We start from the raw sequence: 22081 nt of genomic DNA, 5'->3' as shown, positions 1-22081 counted from the left end.
GAGTGTTACGAGATGGCGAAAAGCAGTGTACTGGGGTATCCACGGATTGGTCAGAATCGTGAATGGAAGAAGGCGCTCGAAGCGTTCTGGGCGGGCAAGCTCGACGAATCCACGTTTCAGAGTCAATTGCAGGAGTTAAGACTGAATCATTTGCGGAAGCAGCAAGAGAAAGGGATTGACTTCATCGCGGTCAATGATTTCAGCTACTACGATCATGTATTGGATACAGCGACGATGTTCGGGGTGATCCCGAGTCGTTTTCCATATGAAGGCGGTGTTGTACCGTTGTCCCTGTATTATGGGATTGCCCGCGGTACGAAGGATGCAACGGCAAGTGAAATGACAAAATGGTTCAATACGAACTATCACTATATTGTACCTGAGCTGGGCGGGACGGAACCGGTGGTAACGGAGAATAAACCGCTGATCGCATACCGCGAGGCGAAGGAGAAATTAGGGATTGAAGGGAAGCCTGTTATTCTTGGACCATTGACCTTCTTGAAATTGTCCAAAGGCTACAAGATCGAAGAGACAGATGCATGGTTGGCGCGTTTCGTCCCCCTCTATGTTCAGATTCTTCAAGAGCTTGCAGAGGAAGGCGTTCAGTGGGTTCAAATCGATGAACCGATTTTGGTAACGAAATTAGGGGGAGATGACATTGCGCGGTTGAAGAAGATTTATGAGACATTCGCTTCCGCTGTGCCTCATCTGAACATTTTGCTGCAAACTTATTTTGAATCGGTAGAGCACTATAATGATATCGTGCAGCTGCCTGTCCAAGGGATTGGTCTCGATTTCGTACATGGATTGGCTGGCAACTTGAAGTCGATTCAAGAATCAGGATTTCCAGCGGACAAGTTTCTAGGCGCAGGGATTATTGACGGTCGTGGCATTTGGAAAGCGGATTTGCGTGAGAAATTAGGACTCCTTGAGGTATTGTCGAAGATTGTAACGGAGGATCGTCTCCTAGTACAGACTTCCTGCAGTCTGCTGCATGTTCCCGTAACGGTGAAGAATGAGACGAAGCTCCTGCCTGAATTGAAGGATGCACTCGCATTTGCCGACGAGAAGCTGGACGAGATTGCTCTATTGACCAAAGCGGTTGTTGCAGGGGCGGATAGCATTTCAGAAGCATTAGCACAATGTTCTAAGGAGCTTCTCGGGCTTAAGCAATCGAGTGAACGCAATCGCAAGGACGTTCAGCAGACAGTTGCGACAATCAGTGCGCAGCATCCAGAGCGCAGTCGCCCTTTCACTGATCGTCATTCCGCGCAGCAGAAAAAATGGCAATTGCCGATATTCCCGACAACGACGATCGGCAGCTTCCCGCAATCCGCAGAGGTACGCAAGGCTCGTCAACTATGGCGCAAAGGGGATTGGACACCGGAGCAATACGCCAGCTTTATTCGGGATCAGATTGATATCTGGATCAAGCTGCAAGAAGAGATTGGATTGGATGTCCTCGTCCATGGCGAATTTGAGCGTACGGACATGGTGGAATTTTTCGGTGAGAAGCTTGCCGGCTTCGCATTCACACAATTCGGATGGGTACAGTCTTATGGATCTCGCTGCGTGAAGCCGCCGATTATTTTTGGCGATGTTGCCTTCGAGGAAGCGATGACCGTCGAGGAGACCGAGTATGCGCAATCGAAGACGGAACGTCCGGTTAAAGGCATGCTGACAGGACCGATAACGATCATGAACTGGTCATTTGTCCGTGATGATATTACACGTGAGCAGATTGCCTATCAACTGGCGTATGCGCTGAGACAAGAGGTAGAAGCGCTTGAACAAGCAGGCATTGGCATGATTCAGGTGGATGAACCAGCCGTTCGCGAAGGGCTTCCTTTGAAAGAAGAAGATCAGGCGACTTACCTGGCTTGGGCTGTCAAAGCATTCCGTATGACCACATGCACGGTTCAAGAGACGACACAAATTCATACACATATGTGCTATTGCGAATTCCATGACATGATCGATTCGATTGAAGCGATGGATGCGGATGTGATCTCGATCGAGACGTCCCGTAGTCATGGTGAGCTGATTCATAGCTTCGAGCAGAACACGTATGAACTAGGCATCGGACTCGGCGTATACGATATTCATAGTCCACGGGTTCCACAAGTGGAGGAAATGACGGGGATGATCGATCGCGCCCTGCGAGTCCTCGATCCGAACCTATTCTGGATTAACCCAGACTGCGGATTAAAGACGCGTGGTCTTGAAGAGACGGTTGAATCTTTGCGTAACATGGTTGAAGCGACGCAGATCGCTAGAGGGAAGTATTCTGCATAATTGCATATAGAGCAGGCTGCCTTGGCAGCCTGTTTTTTTATTGTGTGTTGTTTATCGAAGAGATATTTATAACGATTCTTGACATAGAATGAGACCCAGTGCGTTTGATACAATATGTACTTAGATGGATAGGAAAGGGGATAGAAGGGATGCCACCTTGCAAATGATCGTATTGAAAAATGAAGATGAATTCAAGGAGGGTATCTGTGAGTCATTCACCTAACCATAGTCATGACGTTTTCACGATTGAATGTGAAAATGTTATTTTACGCGAATATCGGATCGAGGATTTAGACGCGCTTCACAACCTAACCTGGCAGCCACATTTCCATGCGTTTTTGCTGGATTGGAATGTAACTAGGGAGCAAAGAGAGGAGTGGATCAACCAATACGAAATCCCGGAGAACAGACGGTTTATCGATGCAGTCTCAGAAGGGAAAGACATTGGAGAGCTTCGATTGCGTCTTGGGATCATTCATAAATCAACAGGTGAGTTTATCGGCGTATGTGGTACAGGGATATTAGATCGCGTATCGCCGCCGAACCGAGAGATTTATTATGGCATTTCCAGCACTCATCATAATAAAGGTTACACGACCCAAGCAGCAAGGGGACTCATTACTTATTTGTTCGAGAACACTAACACCTCTGAGCTTATTGCAATTGCACAAACCCGAAACGTGCCTTCCAATAAAGTAATACAAAAATGTGGGTTTGAAATTCAACACAATCTAACGATTGAAGATAGGGAATATCATTATTACAAGCTGAGAAAGAACTAGTAGAAGACGAAAATGAACCTAACGGAGCTTGCCAAATTAAGTTTGGCGGCTCTTTTTTGCTGTCACCGCCGGAATACATGGTTCATGCAACTTTTCCCAATTAAATGCGTCTGAATAAGATGTGAGAATTTAGCGATTTCTAGGAGACGTGGACGCGTTTATTAGTGGAGGGAATGGAGAAATGACAGAAGAAGTGAACACAACAGGCTGGGACGCTATAGACCAGGAAGTGACGAAGATATACGGAGAACAGGAGCCAAAACATTATGGGACACTCATTCCATACGCATTGGGAGGCAATGACCCTTTAGATGGAATTAGTGCTTACAAATCAGACGAGCCTGTGCCGCATTGGCATTTTGTAACGTATGGATTTTCTGAGCTCTACGACAAAGAATTCGAGGATTCCGATGTGAGCGGTTATGGATTTGAATTGACGTTTCGGTTAGCACGTGCAATGGATGAAGAAGAACCTCCGGCCTGGGCACTCAACTTGCTGCAAAATATGGGGAGATATGTGTTTAGCAGCGGCAATATTTTTCGCTCAGGTGATTATTTGGATGCGAATGGTCCGATTTGTCTCAATTCCGATACCAAGCTCAAGGCATTGTCCTTTATTGAGGATCCGGAGCTATCAGCAATCGAAACACCCAATGGCCGGGTTGAATTTTTGCAGATGGTAGGCATTACAGTTGATGAGCTCGAAGCGATGCAGACATGGAATACGCTTGGTGTGCTATCTGCTTGCCAAGCCTATATGCCTCAATACATAACAGACTTATCGCGAGATTCGCTTCTCCAAGTTGAATCAATTGCCGAAACCGTTCAACAAGGGATGGAAGAAGAGGGATCTAACACCGGTTATCTATTCGTCGGTCAGCTGGGCTGGGAGACAGGGAAGAAAGGCTGGTTGAAAAAGACGCCGGACATTCTTAAATTAGGTGCCAAGCAAGCTGGAATCATTGGAACGTTGCTTCACGGGCGTATTCTGAAGGGGAAAAATCTCACGCTGGTCGGTTCAGATGTTCGAGTGATGTTTGAACCGGGTGACCATCCATCCTCCGTTGTGGTGAAGTTCGAATCATCCTTGATGGCAAGACCGTGTCAGAGCTTCGTCAGCGACTGCAGCCGCAGGAGAGTAAGTTCGATTTTCCTTCATTGGAAGGAACGGTCGTTCAAATCGACAAAACCGAGATCAAGGACAACGATGGCAATGTCGTTGAAATCATCGGTTAACTGAAGATATCATGAGGGGAATAAATCGATAGATAGTCAAGAGAGGTATCAAATCACCATACAAGGTGAGAGTGATACCTCTTTCCTTTATTCAAAATGATTGTTTCTTTTGCTATACTGTATAGAACCTTAACAAATCCGAGGGGGATCAGAATGGAAGATTTACAACTCGTGACAACAAAGTTCAGAGAAATTAAAAATGAATTGTCTAATTATTTTACGCAGGTACTGCCTCAATATGAAGTCACGCCAATTATGATGTATACGATACAATTTTTACGTAAAAATCCGGATTCGATTGCTGTCGATATCGCTAACGAATTTGGTCTGACACGCGGAGCCGTAACACAATTGCTCGATAAGCTAGAGCAGGATGATCTCGTACAACGCAAACCTCATCCCGTAAGCCGCAGAAGCCTGCTCATCCAAGTGACTGACAAAGGTACACGTCTTAGTGACTCGATTTTGAATGAATATAACAATAAGATTGAGCGTTTACTTGTGAACTACACCGCAGAAGAGTTGAGATCACTTCGCCTGCTGTTGGACAAGTTACCCATCTAAGCAAAAGAAAACGACATTGACATTTTTGTTCATTTCATATACTGTTTAGATACTATACAATATAAAATTTGAACAAAGAGGTGTTTTTATGAATAAAATTATTTGTATTACGGGTGCTTCATCAGGTGTAGGCTTAGCAACAGCCCTTACTTTCGCAAGGAACGGATGGACCGTATATGCTGGAACTCGGAACTTGGAGCGTGATCAAGCCCAGTTCGCCACGGAAGGAAACCTTCATTTTCTGGAAATCGATGTGGTCAATCCTGATTCAATAGAACGTGCCATGCATGTTATAGCAGAAGAGCAGGGACGAATTGATCTGTTGTTCTGTAACGCGGGGTTTGGGTTTATTCGTACGCTCGGTCAAGCTTCGTTCGAGCAAATTCAAAGTGTCTTTGATACGAATGTATATGGCGTTATGCACACGATTCGCGCTGCGCTTCCATTGCTAATCAAAGCTGAATCAGGACATATCATCGCGACCTCAAGCGTTGGTGGCTTGGTGGGTCAACCGCTGAACGAGATATATTGTGCAAGCAAATTTGCCGTTGAAGGCTTATTGGAAAGTCTCGCGACGTACTATAAACCTCTGTTCAACATTGATGTTACGCTGATTGAACCTGGCGCGATTGAGACCCAATTTGTGAAAACCGCGCTGGACCAAGTTGCTGCGACGGGCGGTGTGCTCGATGATGAATATAAGCCGATTGTCGAGACGTATATCGATATGTTCACAAAACGCAATGCCGTATCACAGACGCCGGAGTCGATAGCCGATCTCATGCTGGAACTTACTCAAATGGAAACAAAACCGCTCCGAATTCGGACATCGGAAGCAGCAGAACGGTTTGTTAATCATAAAGTTCAAGAGGATCCGACAGGGCTTAAGGGGATTGCTCAAACGCGTAAAATTCAGCTTGGGTTGGAGTAGAACCCGTATATTGAGACTATCTCTCTGTCATGCGGATTATTCAGTTATTTTCGCTATTTAACAATCCCCAAACAATCAATCGTTATAATGGTATCTTCTCAGCTAATGTTACAAAAGTTAGGGAGGTATCATCGCAAGTGGAAAAAGAAAATAATTCAATGAAGCACAAACCAGGACTCAAATTACAGAGATTGGTCGAAGTGTTTCTGGTATCCATGAAGCTCGGGCTCACTTCATTCGGAGGACCAATTGCCCATCTAGGTTATTTTCATGATGAATACATTCGTCGTCGTAAATGGATGGATGAACGCAGCTATGCGGATCTGGTTGCGCTATGCCAGTTGTTACCTGGCCCAGCCAGCAGTCAGGTTGGTATGGGCATCGGGTTGATTCGAGCTGGCTTGCTCGGCGGGATCGTAGCTTGGATTGGTTTTACACTACCATCGGTCCTTGTGTTGATTCTGCTTGCCTTCTTCATGCAGGGATTTGATATAGGTGCCGCCGGATGGATTCATGGTCTAAAGCTCGTCGCCGTCGCCATTGTCGCGCAGGCCATCCTGAGTATGGGTCAGAAGCTAACGCCAGACCGCAGCCGCGCGACATTGGCAATTATCGCAATGACGATTACACTCTTATGGCCAACAGCATTGAGTCAGGTTCTTATCATTCTCGTGGCAGGCCTTATCGGGATGTTGTTCTATCGGAAATCAGAACTATCGTATGGCCCAAACCTTTCGATTCCGATTCGTCGTAGAACAGCTGTCGTATGCTTGACAGTGTTTGTAGGACTATTAGTGATATTGCCTATCCTTCGGCCAATCGTAAATGGAACCGGGTTGTCCTTATTCGATAGCTTCTATCGCTCAGGATCGCTTGTATTTGGAGGCGGACATGTCGTGCTTCCTATGCTTGAACGTGAAGTCGTCCCGACAGGCTGGGTGACCAAAGCTGATTTCCTAGCCGGATATGGGGCTGCACAAGCTGTGCCAGGTCCATTGTTTACCTTCGCTAGTTATTTGGGCGCGATGACGAGTGGGGTGAAGGGAGCGATCATAGCGACGGTGGCCATTTTTCTCCCTGCATTCCTATTAATCGTTGGGGCATTACCATTCTGGAGTTCCATTCGGAGAAGCCCCAAGCTTCAAGGCGCATTCACTGGCATTAACGCAGCCGTTGTCGGTATTTTACTGGCAGCGTTATATAATCCGCTCTGGATAACGGCAATTCTTACGCCTGTTGATTTTGCATTTACTTCCATCTTGTTCTTGATGCTCGTCTTCTGGAAGCTACCTCCTTGGAGCGTCGTGATGACTGGAGCGATCGGTGGTACAGTAATTTCACTTCTGCTCATGTGACATGCTGATCGTACCGGGGGCTTGGCTCCCGGTGTTAGCAACAATCCTTGACTAATCTTTGCATCAAGGTTATTGTAGATAAATAAAGTCTATAATTGATTGGGGTGAGAAGATGAAGTTCTCCAAAGCGACAAACTATGCCCTTCATACAATGCTGATTTTGGTTGCATTCGCACCGGATAAACCCGTCGGCGTACAACAGCTTGCTGAAAGGCAGGGCGTATCTTCTACCTATCTGTCGAAAATCTTGACGAAGCTGGTAAAGGCCGGATTAATTGAATCGGCTTCAGGGGCTAGCGGAGGCTATCGACTGAAAGCAAAGAAAGAAGATATCTCGTTCTTGGACGTTATTCATGCTATTGAAGGTACGGCATCCTTGTTCCATTGCGGCCTTCATGATGATACGGAATGTGCGATTCAAAGCGTGATGATTTCTGCCGAAGAAGCGATGGAGCAGCAGCTTCGCAGCAAAAAAATCTTCGAGCTTGCTCAAGAAATAACGTTGTCTAAGTAAGGCATCGTTATTTTTTGGCATCAATTATAGATATAATATATCTTTGATATCTTTTAAAATTCGGAGGGATGATTCTTATGATGTGCGATTGTGCTATTGTGGGCGGAGGCCCAGCGGGGTTAAATGCCGCGTTGGTGCTGGGAAGAGCTAGGCGGAGTGTAGCAGTAATAGATAATAATCAGCCAAGGAATCGCGTTACGCATGCGTCTCATGGGTTTATTACGAGAGATAACGTCACACCTGCCGAGTTCAGGCGTATTGCCTACGAAGAGATACTACGTTATCCATCCGTACGGCATTGGCAAGTTGACGTAACCCATATACGCAAAACAGAGCAGGGGTTCGAAATCAAGACCCAATCGGATGAAATCATCCAAGCAAGAAAGGTTATATTGGCTACAGGGTTGAGGGAAGTCTTTCCTGACATTGAAGGTCTGCACGACTTTTATGGATCAAGCTTATTTAATTGCCCTTATTGTGACGGATGGGAGCTCCGAGATCAGCCACTTGTCATTGTGTCAGAAGAAGCTGGAATATTTCATACGGCTAAAATTATGTATAACTGGAGTCAGGATTTGGTTGTCTGTACGAACGGACTTGAAATCTTAACGGAAGAACAACAAGATATCCTCTTATCCAAAGGACTTCGTATCATGAATAAACCAATCAAAGCTTTCACAGGTAAAAATCGTATGTTGGAGGAAGTGCATTTTACTGATGGCACTTGGATCAAGCGGAGCGGCGGGTTTATTACCCCTACCTTCGTATCTAAAGCAGCGTTTGGCGAACAGCTTGGCTATGAGACGACAGCATACGGGGGTATTGTGACCGATCCAGCAGGAAGGAGCTCTGTTGCAGGTCTATACGCAGCAGGAGACGCGGCTTATGTAAGACCTTCTCAAGTTATCTATGCTGCAGCTGCAGGGAGCAAAGTTGCAATGACTGTCAACGCTGACCTAACAGATGAGGATTTTTTATAAAAAATAAAGAATCACGGCGTGTGAAATAGATAATGAAAGAGCAAGATACAAGTAAACGTTTTCTTGGTATTAAAATCACCCATTTTTTTATTTGCAGCCATCTTTTTCGCGTTTTACAAGGTTATCAATATGGCGTAATATTCAATGTTGGAAATGAACATTACAAGATAAATCATTACAATAAATTCTCATATTCGCTGAGTTTTCCGTTAGGGAAAACGGGGGAACCAACGTGATGGATAAAAACATATCATCACATGGGGTGAATCTGCAGTTATGCAGTAGGGTGACTCTCACCATCCGAATCCGACAGCTAACCTCGTAAGCGTTGATCGAGAGAGAGGATATGAATACTGTGATCGCGTCAATATGACCACAGAGGTTCACGCCTCTGTGGTTTTTTATTGTCAAAATTCGTGAATGACGGCTTGGAGGTTGGTCTTTGAGATGGATAAAACATCGCGATACAAGGGATTATAGCTACATATTCAGACAACAAGTTGTATTAACCAAAAGGGGAGCAATACTTACGATGTTATCCATTTTAAAACGAGTATTAATTGGAAGACCACTCAAATCAACGGAATTGGGCGAACAAAAAATCAATAAAACGAAAGCATTAGCTATTCTGTCTTCAGATGCTTTATCCTCTGTCGCATACGGTCCAGAGCAGATTTTAATTGTTCTGATCACCATTAGCTCAGCTGCATTTTGGTATTCGATCCCCATTGGAATAGGTGTCTTAATTCTATTAACCGCTCTAATTTTATCCTATCGTCAAATTATTTTTGCATATCCGCACGGTGGCGGGGCTTATGTCGTATCCAAGGAAAACCTTGGCATGTACCCTGGGTTGGTCGCGGGCGGATCTCTATTAGTTGACTATATTCTTACGGTTGCCGTAAGTGTATCTGCGGGTACAGATGCCATTACGTCCGCATTTCCGAGTCTACATGAACATAACGTAGGGATTGCTATCCTATTTGTTGTGTTTATTACGATCTTAAATTTAAGGGGCGTAACGGAGTCGGCTTCCATCTTGGCTTATCCAGTATATTTGTTCGTACTTGCTTTGTTCATTTTATCGGGCGTGGGCATTTATAACATCCTGACAGGTCAAGTATCCCCTGATCTGCAAGCCCCAATCGGAACACCGGTCGCAGGAATCAGTTTGTTCCTATTATTAAAAGCATTTGCATCAGGAAGTTCAGCCTTAACAGGCGTAGAGGCGATTTCGAACGCGATACCGAACTTCAAGGATCCTGCACCGAATAACGCAGCTAAGACGTTAATTGCAATGGGATCATTACTCGCGCTCTTATTTTCAGGGATCATCTTCTTAGCGTACTATTATGGAATTTCTCCTAAAGAAGAGGTTACGGTAGTATCACAGATCGCTGAGCAGACCTTCGGAAGGAACTTTATGTATTTCTTCATCCAAGGAACGACGGCATTAATCTTGATCCTTGCGGCGAATACAGGGTACTCTGCCTTCCCATTACTAGCGGTTAATCTGGCCAAAGATAAATTCATCCCAAGAATGTTCACCATGCGTGGAGACCGACTGGGATATTCGAACGGAATTATTTTCTTAGCCGTCATGTCCATCATCTTAATTGTTGCATTCGAAGGGAAGACGGAACATCTCATTCCCCTGTATGCGGTCGGAGTATTTATTCCATTTACACTGTCTCAGACCGGGATGATGCTGAAGTGGCTCCGTGAGAAGCCGAAAGGCTGGGTTACCAAGTTTATTATTAACACGACCGGCGCTACGATTAGCTTGATCGTCACACTCGTGTTCTTCATCACCAAATTTACACAGGTGTGGTCCGTATTAATCTTCTTGCCGATAATTATTGCTATATTTCATCAAATTCGGAAGCACTACGATGCGGTGGGCGAGCAGCTTCGCATTACAGATTGTGAGCCTGCCCCACCAATTGAGGGAAATGTCATTATTCTTCCAGTCGCAGGGATTACACATGCGGTTGAGAACTCGCTGAATTACGCGAAGTCATTGTCAGCTCACCAGATCATTGCGGTACACGTTCCTTTCGAACGAGAAGATGAATTGATTTTCGAGGAAAAATGGAATAAATGGCAGCCAGACGTGAGACTTGTGACCTTGCATTCACCGTATCGAAGTATCATTAACCCATTAACGAAGTTTATTGATACCGTTCAGCGGAAAGCCAGCGAATCCAACTATCAGGTGACGGTCATTATCCCACAGTTTATTCCGAAGAAAGGCTGGCATAATATCTTGCATAACCAGTCGAGCTTGATGATTCGAGCACACTTGTTATTCCGTCGAAATGTGATAATCACGACTGTACCGTATCATTTGAAGAAATAATGCATCGATTATCAGCTGTCTCAATTCGTTGAGGCAGTTTTTTTGATTAAAATATTAGTATATGATAATATGCTCATATATATCGATAGGGAGGTTGAAATGAATGCGGGCAGAAATTGATATTCTCATCATTGGTGCAGGTCAAGCTGGATTGGCTGCTGGATATTATTTGAAACAAGCGAACAAGTCATTCTTGATTCTTAGTAAGGAGAAAAGCATTGGTGATGTCTGGCGAAATCGGTATGATTCCTTGGTTCTATTCACCCCGAGATGGTACAGCGCCCTACCTGGACTTCGACTGGAGGGTGAACCGAATGGATTCGCGACGAAAAATGAAATTGCGGATTATTTGGCCCGATACGCGATACACTTCGATTTACCTGTTCAGCTTAATACAGAAATACGCTCCATGACCAAGGAGAAGGATTTCTTTATTGTTCGGACGAATGCCATGGAGTTTATCGCCAAGAAGGTAATCATCGCGACGGGTCCGTTTCAAAAGCCATTTATTCCAGATATAGCGAGTAAAGTACCACATGATATGTATCAAATACATACGGCGGATTACAAGAAACCTTCTGATCTAAAAAAGGGTCCTGTACTTGTCGTTGGGGCAGGGAATTCTGGCGCACAGATTGCAGTTATCGATGATTTTATCGTTGCTGGGATGTCACCAAGATTCGAAGATATGCCATATGATTTTACCGATATGGTTCAACGCTTACGAGATGGTGAGACAAATGTGAAGTTCTCGAATGAGCTCAATAAACCTGTTCTTGAAGTGGCGGCTATGTTCGACGAATACCGGAAACGCGTTGCGGAAATGGCCATCAAATGGAACGACTGGCGTCAAGGTAAGATCAAAGGAGAGCCAGCCGCGCAGCAGCCGGAACAGCAGTCGCAGACTGAAGAAGTCGAAGCTCCTGATTCTCAAGGTGAAGCCGATAGCTCCGATTCTTCTCCGCCTAGTGAAGAGGTTAGCTTTGAATCTGATGGTCCATCTGATGAATCTGCAGGTGACGCTAAATCTGATCCTGCCCAAAGTGGCGTTACGGACACGGAAGATAAGCAGGAGATCACTGCTGTAGACGTTGATGCAGATATTCTTGAAGCGTATATCCTTGAACATAAACCGCAGTTCGACGACGTAGAGCTAGATTTCCCTGAACTTCTAAGACAGCGTAAGGAAGATAAAAAGACCTGGATGAACATCGCGACTAGTCTGAACATTTCTAGCGGCAAGTTCAGTGCGGCGTGGAAGTCATATAAAGATTTGGATGCGAAGAAGATGAAAGCGGAGGGAGCGGCGTAAGCCGTTCCTTTCGTAGAGAAGAACTCGCTAAGCTATCCCACCTGCATATACAGAATTTTTGGGTAAGCAACTTCTGGAGAATTTATTTGTTAACGCCTAGCTGAACGGATATTAAGGAGATGGCAAAGCCCCACTCAATGAGCAGGGCTATGATTTAAATATTTATTCTTCTTCAGGTCGTTTCACTTGAAGAGGAGGAGGGATTAACCAGCCTTTTTCTTTGGTCATTTGTAGAATTCGCAGGCCCAAGGCGGTTTTAGTGATATGGTATTTTGCAAATAAAGCACCAATATCTTCTCTGATTGTTTGACCCATTGCTTGACTACAAGCAACAAGTCCGATAGAAGTATCTGCAGCGATTTTAGCAGCTATTTCAGGATCACTAAATCTTGCGCCGACAGGGATGTCCTCAAGGTTTGCGGATGGTCTATCAGGCATAATTGGCGCAGTGGGGATTCCATTATCAGTGAGCAATGTATCGCATTCTTTAATCTCCAACTTTGCCTGATCAATAAGAGCTTCCAATATTTTTTTAAGATCCTTGTCACCTGAGTGATTTAAATATGCTTGGTAGCAGGAAACAGCACCTCTCGCAACTATAGAGGCCGACCAAACGCTAAAAATCTCACCATAATGCATTGGTTCATCTTTTGGATTTCCACTTAGAATACCCATTAATCTAACTCCTTTTAATGTTTTTGTACAAAACTTTAAAACCTCGAGACATGTAAACGAGCCGCCAATCAATAACGTGGGGGTAGTATTGTTCGGCGAGAAAGTGAGAGCAAGACATACACAACGATTTACTCAAACCCGTGACTTAAAAGCAATCGTTATGTACCCCACAATATGATAACCAAACTGATTATTAGTATTCATAAATTGATTAAAGGAGAGGTCAAAACCAAGAGGAGAGAATGGAGAGATGAAAACAGCTTCATAGAAGGAAGCTGTTTTATGGGCGGGTGCATGGGGAAGCCAATGGAACCACCATATTGTAATAAGTGTTTCGAGGAACTCTTGAATAGAGGAAGTGAACCGAATGATGTTAACGGATGAAGCCATAGAAGAAATCTGGAACAAAGCGAATTGTTCACGGGGTGATGAAGCACATCTTCGCGATGATGTATTTGATCTAATTAATGATTTGCAGGAATCAACGAAAGAAGTAAAGAGATTGAAAGGAGAAGTTAACGCAGAAGATAGTGAATCATTTCTTACTATTCAAAAGAATGAAGATAACTTGAATAACGCAATAAGAGTTTTAAACGAGATAGCGAATAAAGGCGGTCTAATTATGCCAGGAATTGATTGTGCCAGATTAGAAAGCATTAAATTTGTCTGCGACAGTAACTGCGGCTATGAAGACACTGATTGGAAATTGACCAAGGAACAGTCAGGAAGTGTAGGGGAATGATTGAATGGGCGTTACAGCATTACATCCATACGTTTATACTTCTGCTAGCATTAATAGTTGTTGTGGACAATATCGCAGCGAATTGGGCGAAGGTTCGTTATTTAAAGAACAAATCAATAATCCGATCAAAAGGCCATGAACGGACCCAATCCGCAGAATGGATCACTCGGTATAATAGTGAGAAGAACAACTTCCACAAGGCGAATAAAGAGAATGGGATTTTACGCCAGCGCGTCGGGGAGTTGGAAAAGGAGTTGCAGCTGTCTGCAGACGGAGGCAGTAAGTAGACACAACAAAACCCTGCGTCTTGATTGGCGTCAGTGCAGGGTTTCGAACAAATGATATTCTCCTCATCCAAATATATCACACGAAGGGATTGAGGGGAATGACGATGATGTGGGGGCAGGGGGAGCTATTTGCTTTAGCGACGAAGGAAGAAGTCCAGCACACTAAATTCCTACTCGAGAAATATAACAGCATGGTTTCGCAGATGAATGACTTCGAAAGATTCGAGAAGGAGATGTCGCAAGTGGCCGTTGATGGCGAGTCGGCGCGCAGAATAGACAGCGAGGAATATGATGCGAACAAGACCGCCAACGCCGTAATATTGATGGAAAAGCAGCGCTGGGTGTACCAAGAGTACAGCTTTTATACCAGCATGCTACTCAGGGCGTTCGGGCTAATAACAGATGAGGAAGTGCAAAGAGTTATCGATCTGCGATTCTTTCAAGGTTTAAGTCGCAATAGGACCATATGGGCATTAAGTGGAACGGGTTGGAGTCCCAGCACTATCGATCGTCGACAAGAGGAAGGAATTACTTCAATTGCCAACACATTGAGGATGTATGGCTTCTTCGATAGAGAGACGTTTTTTTAACACAAGTGTTATACAAAAAGACCGAACTAAAATCGGTCCTTTTTCTTTGGTAAATAAACCCCTTTTAACATAGCCAAATTAAAAACGCTAAACAGAATAAATTACTCTAAACAAGAGAAGATAAATAAGACTTAAATACTTTAACCAAAGGAGACTTAAAATGAAAAAATTAGTACTATTAATTTTGATTTGTGTTGGGTTAGTGACTCCGCTATATGTGTCAGCATACGGGTCTAACACAACCAATAATATGGGTACAAATGGATACAAAAACACAACCCCAATGAATATGAACAACACAAACTCTAACATGAATATGAATGACAACACAAACCCTAACATGAATATGAATAGCTACAGAACCAATGCAACTGGAGATAATAATATGGACTGGGGTTGGCTAGGTTTACTCGGTCTTGTAGGATTGGCTGGGTTAATGAGAAGGAATCCGGAACGCACTTAGAGTTAAGTATAAAGCCAATATTGAGAAAAGGGTATTTAGAAATCTTGACGACTACCTAAAGAGGTTACAAAAAAGCTGGCCCGTAGCTTATCTACGGCCAGCTTTTTATTAAGCTATCGTGTTCCGTTAGTTGAATCGTCGACGTTTTTTCAACTTTTTTGTTAAGTAATATTCAACTATCGCCATACCAGAAGAGACTCCAAATGCTACTGAAAATGCAGTTCCTATATTCAAATCAGGCTTAAAAATAGCGTTTAGAATTAGGTTTCCAACAAAGAATATCGAAAATATTGCTAAATAATTAAGTCCAATTCGCTTCAAGAAATATACCCTCCATTATTACAAAGCGTTTCTCCAGGTTAATTTACCCAAGCATTAGGAGAATATTCATTAGCGCAATCTGTCCAGCATCTTCTGGTGGTTCGCCAAGCTAGGGCTTCTAGACGCAGCTAGTGGGAGTAGAATAGGGGAGTTTATTCGTAGGCAAGGTGATCCAATATTCGGATTAGAGTTAAAAGCTCTCCTCCGCGGGGATAAAATTCGTATGAAGCCGAGAACGTTAAGCGTGATACAACATGCGGTTACATTCGAGGACGGAAGTGAAGTTGAAGTGGCAAATATCATATGGGCGACAGGCTTTCATTCGGATTATGGATGGATACATATCTCAGGTGTATTGAATGACAGGGGGATGCCTATTCACGATAGAGGCGTTTCAGTTGTTGAAGGACTATACTTCTTAGGACTGCCATGTCAATATCGGAGAGGTTCTGCGCTTATTGGCGGGGTTGGGGAAGATGCAAGTCATATTGTAAAAGCTATCATCCATGAAAATAATAAAGATGAATGACGAACCCATTATATTCCTTTACAGGAATATTCCGAACGTGATATATTATTTATACATCAAATCATGAGTTTTATTTAGGAAGGAAGCGGGTTCATCGATGAAAGCAAGCATATTCAGTGCCCTTGCCGAGCCGAACCGGTTTCAAATAGTCGAATTGCTGCAATCCAGTCCTCTTACTGTTGGAGAAATCAGCGAACGGTTAGGTATCCGGCAGCCTCAAGCCTCCAAGCATTTACGCGTACTTCTAGATGCCGGGATCGTTGATGTGATTGCAGACGCCAACCGTAGGATATATAAGCTGCGCCAAGAGCCTTTTCAGGAGATGGATGATTGGCTCATATCTTATAGACATTTGTGGGAGGACCGATTTGACCGGCTAGATGCGTATTTGCAAGTGCTGCAGAACAACAAGAAGCCTCAATCCGATGAAGAATCATCAACGTAATGGATCTGTGAAGTATGGTCGAAGCCGGAACATCTGGTGAATTGGTGGGGGCTAGCAATAATTTAATAAGATGGAAATAATTCTAGAAGTTTTGTCGAAAGTATTGCCGAATGGCATACTTTCCCCTATTTTAAATAATGTAGTGTTCAAGGCATGATCTTATGGAGGGTTCTCTTTAAGTTTCATGCCTTTTTTCTAATTCAAGAAGAGGGGCTCGCGCATGTACAATTTGATACTAGTGGATGATGAAGAAGATGTTAGAGAGGGATTGATGCAAGAGATCGACTGGGAATCATACGGCTTCCAAGTGGTTGAACGAGCGGAGAACGGGAAAGAAGCGATGGAACTGATCGAGAAGGTTATGCCAGATATTGTGGTGACGGATATCCATATGCCATTCATGAATGGTCTTCAGCTGGCTGAATGGGTTCGGAAGACGTATCCCTCGATCAAAATCATTATTCTGACCGGGTATGACGAATTCGAATATGCGCAAAAAGCCATCAAGCTTCAGATCGATGAATATGTGCTGAAGCCGTTCTCCGCTTCTGATTTGATGGAAGCCCTCCTAAAAGTGAAGCGGCAGATGGACAAAGAATTGTTCGATATGCAGAACCTGAATGCTCTACGAGAGAAGTATCACAAAAGTCTGCCTGTATTGCAAAGCGTCTTCCTGTCTTCCCTGATTACACGTTCTTTATCGGAAATGGAGATTCACGAGAAGTGTGCACAGTATGATCTTCACCTCTTGGGAACCTGCTATATGGTATCGGTCATTCAAATCGATAACCATCGCTTGGAGCAGGGGGATGCTTATCTCTTGCAATTCGCGATGCTGAATATTGCGGATGAGATCGTACAGAATCACTGCCATGGGCATGTGTTCATCCTTCACAATCATGTCGTTGTCTTATCGATGCTAGAACATCATGACAATAATTGCCTCAGCGAAGTTACAATCGGGGTGCTGGAAGAGATCCGACTGAACGTGCATAAGTTTCTGAAATTAACGGTGACGATCGGTGTTGGTTCGATTCAGAGCAGTTTATCAGAACTGCATGAGTCTTATCCCGACGCCATACAAGCGCTCAATTATCGACTGCTTCTGGGGAATGATCGCGTGATCTGGATCCAAGACGTTGAGACCAAGCGGCATAATCCGCTTATTTTTGATGAGATGAAAGAACAAGCACTCATTCGGTGTATTAAAGTAGGGATGGCAGATGAAGCGCAGGAAATGATCCAACTGCTATTTCATGTCGTGGAAGATGCTAGAATCTCGATACAAGATTTTCAGATCTATTGTATAGAAATCTTAATGGCGATCATTCGTGTCGCTAAAGATATGGAGGTTGAGCTCGAGACATTGTTCGGCAGCTCGCAATTACCGATTGCTGAGATCTACAAGTGCAATAATGTACTTGAAGCTAGGCAATGGATCACGGATATATGCCTGCAATTAATGGATCATATCGCTGTGGGTCGCCAGACCAGCTACAAAAATCTCGTAGATGAAGCGAAAGCGTATATCAAGCAACATTTTGCTGAAAGTGACATGTCGATCCAGCGAATTTGCCAGCATCTCCATATTAGCGCGGGATACTTCAGTAGTATTTTCAAGAAAGAAGTCAAAAGCACATTCGTTAATTATCTGCTGGATCTACGGATGGAAGCGGCGAAGGAACTGCTGCGCACGACAGATTTGAAAGCGTTTGAAATTGCGGAGCGTGTAGGGTATAGCGACCCGAATTATTTCAGCTTCTGCTTCCGCAAGAAATTCGGCATGTCACCAAAAGATTATCGAAATGGTGCCCGATCATGAAGCACTTCAAGCGGATTCAATTCATTATTGCGTTATCTTTCATCCTGATTACGGTCGTCACCGTCTTGATTGTCAGCTTCATGCTATATAATAAATTTTCGAATACGGCCGAAGACAATGCGGATTTAAATATGGGTCAGGTCGTCGAACAGGTGAAATACAATCTGGAGATGTATGTCAAGAATATGACCAGTATATTCGATGTGGTGGAAGAGACGATTAACCGAAGCCCTTCGTATTCGAGCTCCATTCTGAAAGAGCAATTGAACTCGATCATGAAGACGCGAGAAGATTTGATATCCATCGCTGTGTTCACTAAGAATGGAGATCTTGTGGTAAATATTCCGAAGATGGAAATGAGGCCCTATACGTTACTGCAGCGTCAGAGCTGGTTCAATGCGGCTCTGGAAACGCCGGATCAATTATCTGTGTCTTCTCCCCACATTCAGAACCTATTCAAGACATCATATAAATGGGCTGTCTCACTTAGTAAACAAACAACTTACCATCGTGATGGACTTGCCAGTAAAGGCGTACTGGTCGTAGACATGAATTTCAAGACAATTGATGAGCTTAGCAGACAAGTGGTATTCGGGAAGCGAGGATATGTCTATATCATTGATTCCTACGGGAATATCGTCTATCACCCGCAGCAGCAGCTTATTCATGCTGGACTAAAATATGAGGATTTGGAGCGCGTACTTACCTATTCGTACGGAAGTTACCAAGATGAACTGAATGGGGAGCAGCGAATGATCACGATCAAGTCCGTGAACCCCATTGGTTGGAAGGTGATTGGGGTCGCTTATAAAGACGAACTGCTCACGACGAAATCGGAGCTGAACACATTCCTCCTCTGGTTCTTGATCGTTGTTATTATTTTTGTTCTGTTATTAGCGATATTCGTCTCCGCGCGGATATCATCACCGATTCAGCGATTAGCCAGATCCGTCAAGATGATGGGTGAAGGCCACCTGAATACACCGATTCCTGTATCCGGGATATATGAGGTCGAACAGCTCTCCAGACGGTATCATGTCATGCTACAGCAGATCCGGCATCTGATGGATCAAATCATCGTGGAGCAAGAAGCGAAGCGGAAGAGTGAACTCGATGTGCTGCAAGCGCAGATCAATCCGCATTTTCTCTACAATACGCTCAATTCTGTCATTCGGCTGGTGGAGAAGGGACAGAGTGGCGAGGCGGTCACGGCCATCACTTCGTTATCCCGATTTTTTCGCATTAGTCTAAGCAAGGGGAAGAACTTCATTTCCGTTCAAGAAGAGCTGGAGCATATCCGGCATTATCTCATTATTCAGACCATCCGGTATAAGAATAAGTTTCACTATACGATTGAGGCTGAGGATGAGGTACTGCATTGTCTCACGATGAAGCTGATCCTTCAACCGATTGTCGAGAATGCGATCGTGCATGGCATTGAACTGATGGCTGATAGAGGGATGATTCGAATTTCGGCGAAAGTAGATGCTGGCAAGCTTCTATTTGAAATTGCGGATAATGGACTCGGCATGTCGCGCGACGCGCTGGACCAATTATTGAAGAATACGCCTATTAGTGCGCAAGGTTCAGGTGTGGGTGTGCGAAATGTCAATCAACGGATTCAACTTCACTATGGTCCAGATTACGGAATCCAGTTCGAGAGTGAGTTAGAAGAAGGGACAACCGTACGGATCTATCTTCCAGTGGAAATATCGCAGAAAGAGGGTGAAGTATGATGCCTAGGAAGATGTTGTTCTTACTGATGGCTTGTTGTCTGCTGTTATCTTCTTGCTCCGTAGATGGGGGATTACTCACGGACAATCAGGAACGGCATATCGATCTTATCGTGAAGATGGATCACGGAGATTATTGGAGTACACTGCGCATGGGGGCAGAGGTCGCTGCGAAGGAGTTCAACGTGAATCTCCGATTCCTTGCGCCTCCGAATGAAGGTGATATTCAAGGTCAGATTAACCTCGTCAATGATTCGATTCAGAAGCATCCCGATGCCTTGCTGCTCGCGGCAAGTGATTATATGAAGTTGGCGCAAGTTACGGACCGAGCGGCTTATAATAGCATCCCCATCATTTCAATAGACTCCGAAGTCGGTTCGGCACGTGTGAAGAGTTATATTGGCACGAATAACTACGAAGCGGGCCAACGTGCAGCCGAACGAATGATTCATTTGTTAGGCGGTAGTGGCAAAATCGCTGTGATGAACTTTGTGCAGGAAGCGCGTAACGCGAATCAACGGGAGGAAGGTCTGCTTGATTATGTCGCTCGCTATCCGAATGTGCAAATTGTGGATATAGCCTATTGCCAATCCAGCAGGGAGATGGCTTCTGCAATAACGAGGGAGTGGCTCCATAACTATCCGGATCTCGACGGGATCATTACTTTGAACGCAGAAGCCTCCATCGGCGTAGGCCGAGTCGTGAAAGAGGCGGGACGAGGCGGACTGTTGAAAGTGATTGCCTTCGATAGTCCGCAAGAGACGATGGAGATGCTTCAGGATGGAACCGTGCAGGCATTAGTCGTTCAGAACCCCTTTAACAATGGATATCTAGCAGTTCAGTATGCGGTGGAATTAATCGAGGGTCGCAAAATTGCAGACCGTATCGACACCGGCATTAAAGTCATTGATCTGGAGAACATGCTATGGCCGGAGAATCAGAAGCTCTTATTTCCTTTCGTAAGATAAATATCTCATGAGAATTTTTATAGAAATGATGAGGATTTTGGATTCATTACGAATAGCTAACGCGAGATAATGTAAGCGTAGTCAAATGGATTTGAATATGGAGGAGGTCTACAGAGATGAAGAAGTTAACGTCGATGTTATTAGCCAGTGCTCTATTCGTTACGGTGATTAGTGGTTGTTCAACGGGTAGCAAAGAAGGCGGGGACAGCGGAAGCGAACCAAAAGTCGGGGTAGCGATCTACAAATTCGATGATACGTTCATGACAGGGGTTCGGAACGCGATCGAAGCAAGTGCCAAAGGGATTGCCCAAGTTGAAATTGTAGACAGCCAGAACTCGCAGCCTACGCAGAACGACAAAGTGGATCTCTTCATTACGAAGAATACGAAGGCGCTGGTCATTAATCCAGTAGACCGTACAGCTGCGGGCGTCATCATTGACAAAGCAAAGCCGAAAGATATTCCTGTCGTCTTCTTGAATCGTGAACCGCTCCCTGAAGATATGAAGAAATGGGATAAAGTCTACTATGTTGGCGCGAAAGCGGAAGAATCCGGCACCATGTCTGGTCAGCTGATCGTGGATTATTGGAAAGCACATCCAGAAGCGGATAAGAACAAGGACGGCGTCCTGCAATATGTCATGTTAAAAGGGGAGCCAGGGCACCAAGACGCAGAGCTGCGGACGAAGTTCTCGGTGCAAGCGATTGAGGATGCAGGCATCAAAGTCGAGAAGCTCGCTGAAGATACAGCGATGTGGGATCGCGTGAAGGGGCAAGAGAAAATGGCTGCATTCCTCGCTTCTCAAGGCGATAAAATCGAAGCGGTGCTCGCCAATAACGATGACATGGCGCTAGGTGCGATTGAAGCTCTTACAGCGAACGGCTACTTCAAAGACAATAAGTTCATGCCTGTTGTAGGCGTCGATGCGACAGCACCAGCTCTCCAAGCACTTGAACAAGGAACGCTGCTCGGTACCGTCTTGAATGATGCGAAGAATCAAGGGAAAGCATCGATTACTCTCGCGAGTGTTCTAGCCAAAGGCGAGAAGCCATCCAAAGAGAATGTCGGATTTGACATTACAGACAACCAATACATCTGGATTTCCTATAAGAAAATTACGAAAGAAAATATGGCCGACGCGAAGTAAGCTGTCGTTCGATCTTATAGCGCAATTTCATGC

At 44.5% G+C, this 22081-nt stretch carries 20 protein-coding genes, 2 pseudogenes and 1 riboswitch; of the genes and pseudogenes, 20 read left to right on the top strand and 2 right to left on the bottom strand.

Going from position 1 to position 22081, the window contains the following annotated elements; all coding sequences use genetic code 11:
• The first annotated feature begins 12 nt into the window (after positions 1–12).
• The 10 genes and pseudogenes from metE to ACFQZR_RS15095 all read left to right on the top strand — a co-directional run.
• Positions 13–2295, top strand: a complete 2283-nt coding sequence (metE, locus tag ACFQZR_RS15140) for a 5-methyltetrahydropteroyltriglutamate--homocysteine S-methyltransferase (protein WP_379347223.1) — start codon at positions 13–15, stop codon at positions 2293–2295.
• Positions 2296–2501: 206 nt separating this feature from the next.
• Complete coding sequence (locus ACFQZR_RS15135) at positions 2502–3077, top strand: GNAT family N-acetyltransferase (RefSeq protein WP_379347221.1); 576 nt, start codon at positions 2502–2504, stop codon at positions 3075–3077.
• Between the two features lie 181 nt (positions 3078–3258).
• A pseudogene (locus ACFQZR_RS15130) lies at positions 3259–4313 on the top strand (suppressor of fused domain protein).
• A gap of 153 nt (positions 4314–4466) precedes the next feature.
• Positions 4467–4877, top strand: a complete 411-nt coding sequence (locus ACFQZR_RS15125) for a MarR family winged helix-turn-helix transcriptional regulator (RefSeq protein ID WP_018758260.1) — start codon at positions 4467–4469, stop codon at positions 4875–4877.
• Between the two features lie 88 nt (positions 4878–4965).
• On the top strand, positions 4966–5808 hold the full coding sequence (locus ACFQZR_RS15120; protein WP_379347218.1) for an SDR family oxidoreductase: 843 nt from the start codon (positions 4966–4968) through the stop codon (positions 5806–5808).
• 158 nt (positions 5809–5966) lie between these two features.
• Complete coding sequence (locus ACFQZR_RS15115; RefSeq protein WP_379348855.1) at positions 5967–7163, top strand: chromate transporter; 1197 nt, start codon at positions 5967–5969, stop codon at positions 7161–7163.
• A 112-nt stretch (positions 7164–7275) separates the two neighbouring features.
• A complete protein-coding gene (locus ACFQZR_RS15110) occupies positions 7276–7677 on the top strand; it encodes an RrF2 family transcriptional regulator (protein WP_379347216.1) in 402 nt (133 codons plus the stop codon).
• A gap of 77 nt (positions 7678–7754) precedes the next feature.
• Positions 7755–8657 carry an NAD(P)/FAD-dependent oxidoreductase gene (locus tag ACFQZR_RS15105; protein ID WP_379347214.1) on the top strand — a complete coding sequence of 301 codons (903 nt, stop codon included), beginning with the start codon at positions 7755–7757 and terminating at the stop codon, positions 8655–8657.
• 185 nt (positions 8658–8842) lie between these two features.
• A riboswitch (cyclic di-AMP (ydaO/yuaA leader) is annotated at positions 8843–9001 on the top strand.
• 188 nt (positions 9002–9189) lie between these two features.
• Positions 9190–11016, top strand: a complete 1827-nt coding sequence (locus ACFQZR_RS15100) for an APC family permease (protein WP_379347212.1) — start codon at positions 9190–9192, stop codon at positions 11014–11016.
• A gap of 103 nt (positions 11017–11119) precedes the next feature.
• Positions 11120–11659, top strand: a pseudogene (locus ACFQZR_RS15095) (flavin-containing monooxygenase); the annotation flags it as partial.
• An 831-nt stretch (positions 11660–12490) separates the two neighbouring features.
• Here the strand turns inward: ACFQZR_RS15095 and ACFQZR_RS15090 are convergent.
• Positions 12491–13003 carry a DUF3231 family protein gene (locus tag ACFQZR_RS15090; RefSeq protein ID WP_379347210.1) on the bottom strand — a complete coding sequence of 171 codons (513 nt, stop codon included), beginning with the start codon at positions 13001–13003 and terminating at the stop codon, positions 12491–12493.
• Between the two features lie 367 nt (positions 13004–13370).
• Between ACFQZR_RS15090 and ACFQZR_RS15085 the strand changes: the two genes are divergently transcribed.
• The 4 genes from ACFQZR_RS15085 (at position 13371) to ACFQZR_RS15070 (ending at position 15085) form a co-directional block, all read left to right on the top strand.
• Positions 13371–13745, top strand: coding sequence for a hypothetical protein (locus ACFQZR_RS15085; protein ID WP_379347208.1), 375 nt, complete (start codon positions 13371–13373; stop codon positions 13743–13745).
• A complete protein-coding gene (locus ACFQZR_RS15080) occupies positions 13742–14032 on the top strand; it encodes a hypothetical protein (RefSeq protein ID WP_379347206.1) in 291 nt (96 codons plus the stop codon). The genes ACFQZR_RS15085 and ACFQZR_RS15080 overlap by 4 nt, the downstream gene beginning before the upstream one ends.
• Positions 14033–14130: 98 nt before the next feature.
• Entirely contained in the window at positions 14131–14622 is a 492-nt protein-coding gene (locus ACFQZR_RS15075; RefSeq protein ID WP_379347204.1) for a hypothetical protein, read from the top strand.
• A gap of 160 nt (positions 14623–14782) precedes the next feature.
• Positions 14783–15085, top strand: coding sequence for a WGxxGxxG family protein (locus tag ACFQZR_RS15070; protein ID WP_379347202.1), 303 nt, complete (start codon positions 14783–14785; stop codon positions 15083–15085).
• 126 nt (positions 15086–15211) lie between these two features.
• On the opposite strand, the gene ACFQZR_RS15065 is transcribed toward ACFQZR_RS15070, so the two are convergent.
• Positions 15212–15406: a hypothetical protein gene (locus ACFQZR_RS15065; protein WP_379347200.1), complete on the bottom strand. Its 195-nt coding sequence runs from the start codon at positions 15404–15406 to the stop codon at positions 15212–15214.
• Between the two features lie 223 nt (positions 15407–15629).
• Between ACFQZR_RS15065 and ACFQZR_RS15060 the strand changes: the two genes are divergently transcribed.
• The 6 genes from ACFQZR_RS15060 (at position 15630) to ACFQZR_RS15035 (ending at position 22048) form a co-directional block, all read left to right on the top strand.
• Positions 15630–15935 carry an NAD(P)/FAD-dependent oxidoreductase gene (locus ACFQZR_RS15060; protein ID WP_379347198.1) on the top strand — a complete coding sequence of 102 codons (306 nt, stop codon included), beginning with the start codon at positions 15630–15632 and terminating at the stop codon, positions 15933–15935.
• Between the two features lie 97 nt (positions 15936–16032).
• Positions 16033–16380, top strand: coding sequence for an ArsR/SmtB family transcription factor (locus tag ACFQZR_RS15055; protein ID WP_379347196.1), 348 nt, complete (start codon positions 16033–16035; stop codon positions 16378–16380).
• A 220-nt stretch (positions 16381–16600) separates the two neighbouring features.
• A complete protein-coding gene (locus tag ACFQZR_RS15050) occupies positions 16601–18202 on the top strand; it encodes a response regulator (RefSeq protein WP_379347194.1) in 1602 nt (533 codons plus the stop codon).
• Positions 18199–19938 (top strand): cache domain-containing sensor histidine kinase, encoded by a 1740-nt coding sequence (locus tag ACFQZR_RS15045; RefSeq protein WP_379347192.1) that lies wholly within the window; start codon positions 18199–18201, stop codon positions 19936–19938. The genes ACFQZR_RS15050 and ACFQZR_RS15045 overlap by 4 nt, the downstream gene beginning before the upstream one ends.
• Positions 19935–20903, top strand: a complete 969-nt coding sequence (locus ACFQZR_RS15040; protein ID WP_379347190.1) for a substrate-binding domain-containing protein — start codon at positions 19935–19937, stop codon at positions 20901–20903. Before ACFQZR_RS15045 ends, ACFQZR_RS15040 begins: the two co-directional genes overlap by 4 nt.
• A 116-nt stretch (positions 20904–21019) precedes the next feature.
• Positions 21020–22048: a galactose ABC transporter substrate-binding protein gene (locus tag ACFQZR_RS15035; protein WP_379347188.1), complete on the top strand. Its 1029-nt coding sequence runs from the start codon at positions 21020–21022 to the stop codon at positions 22046–22048.
• Positions 22049–22081 lie beyond the last annotated feature (33 nt).

The sequence above is a fragment of the Paenibacillus sp. GCM10027629 genome, assembly GCF_042676425.1.
Lineage (GTDB): Bacteria > Bacillota > Bacilli > Paenibacillales > Paenibacillaceae > Paenibacillus_K > Paenibacillus_K terrigena.
Note: the sequence above shows the minus strand (reverse complement) of the source record. Positions and strands in the feature narration are given on the sequence as shown.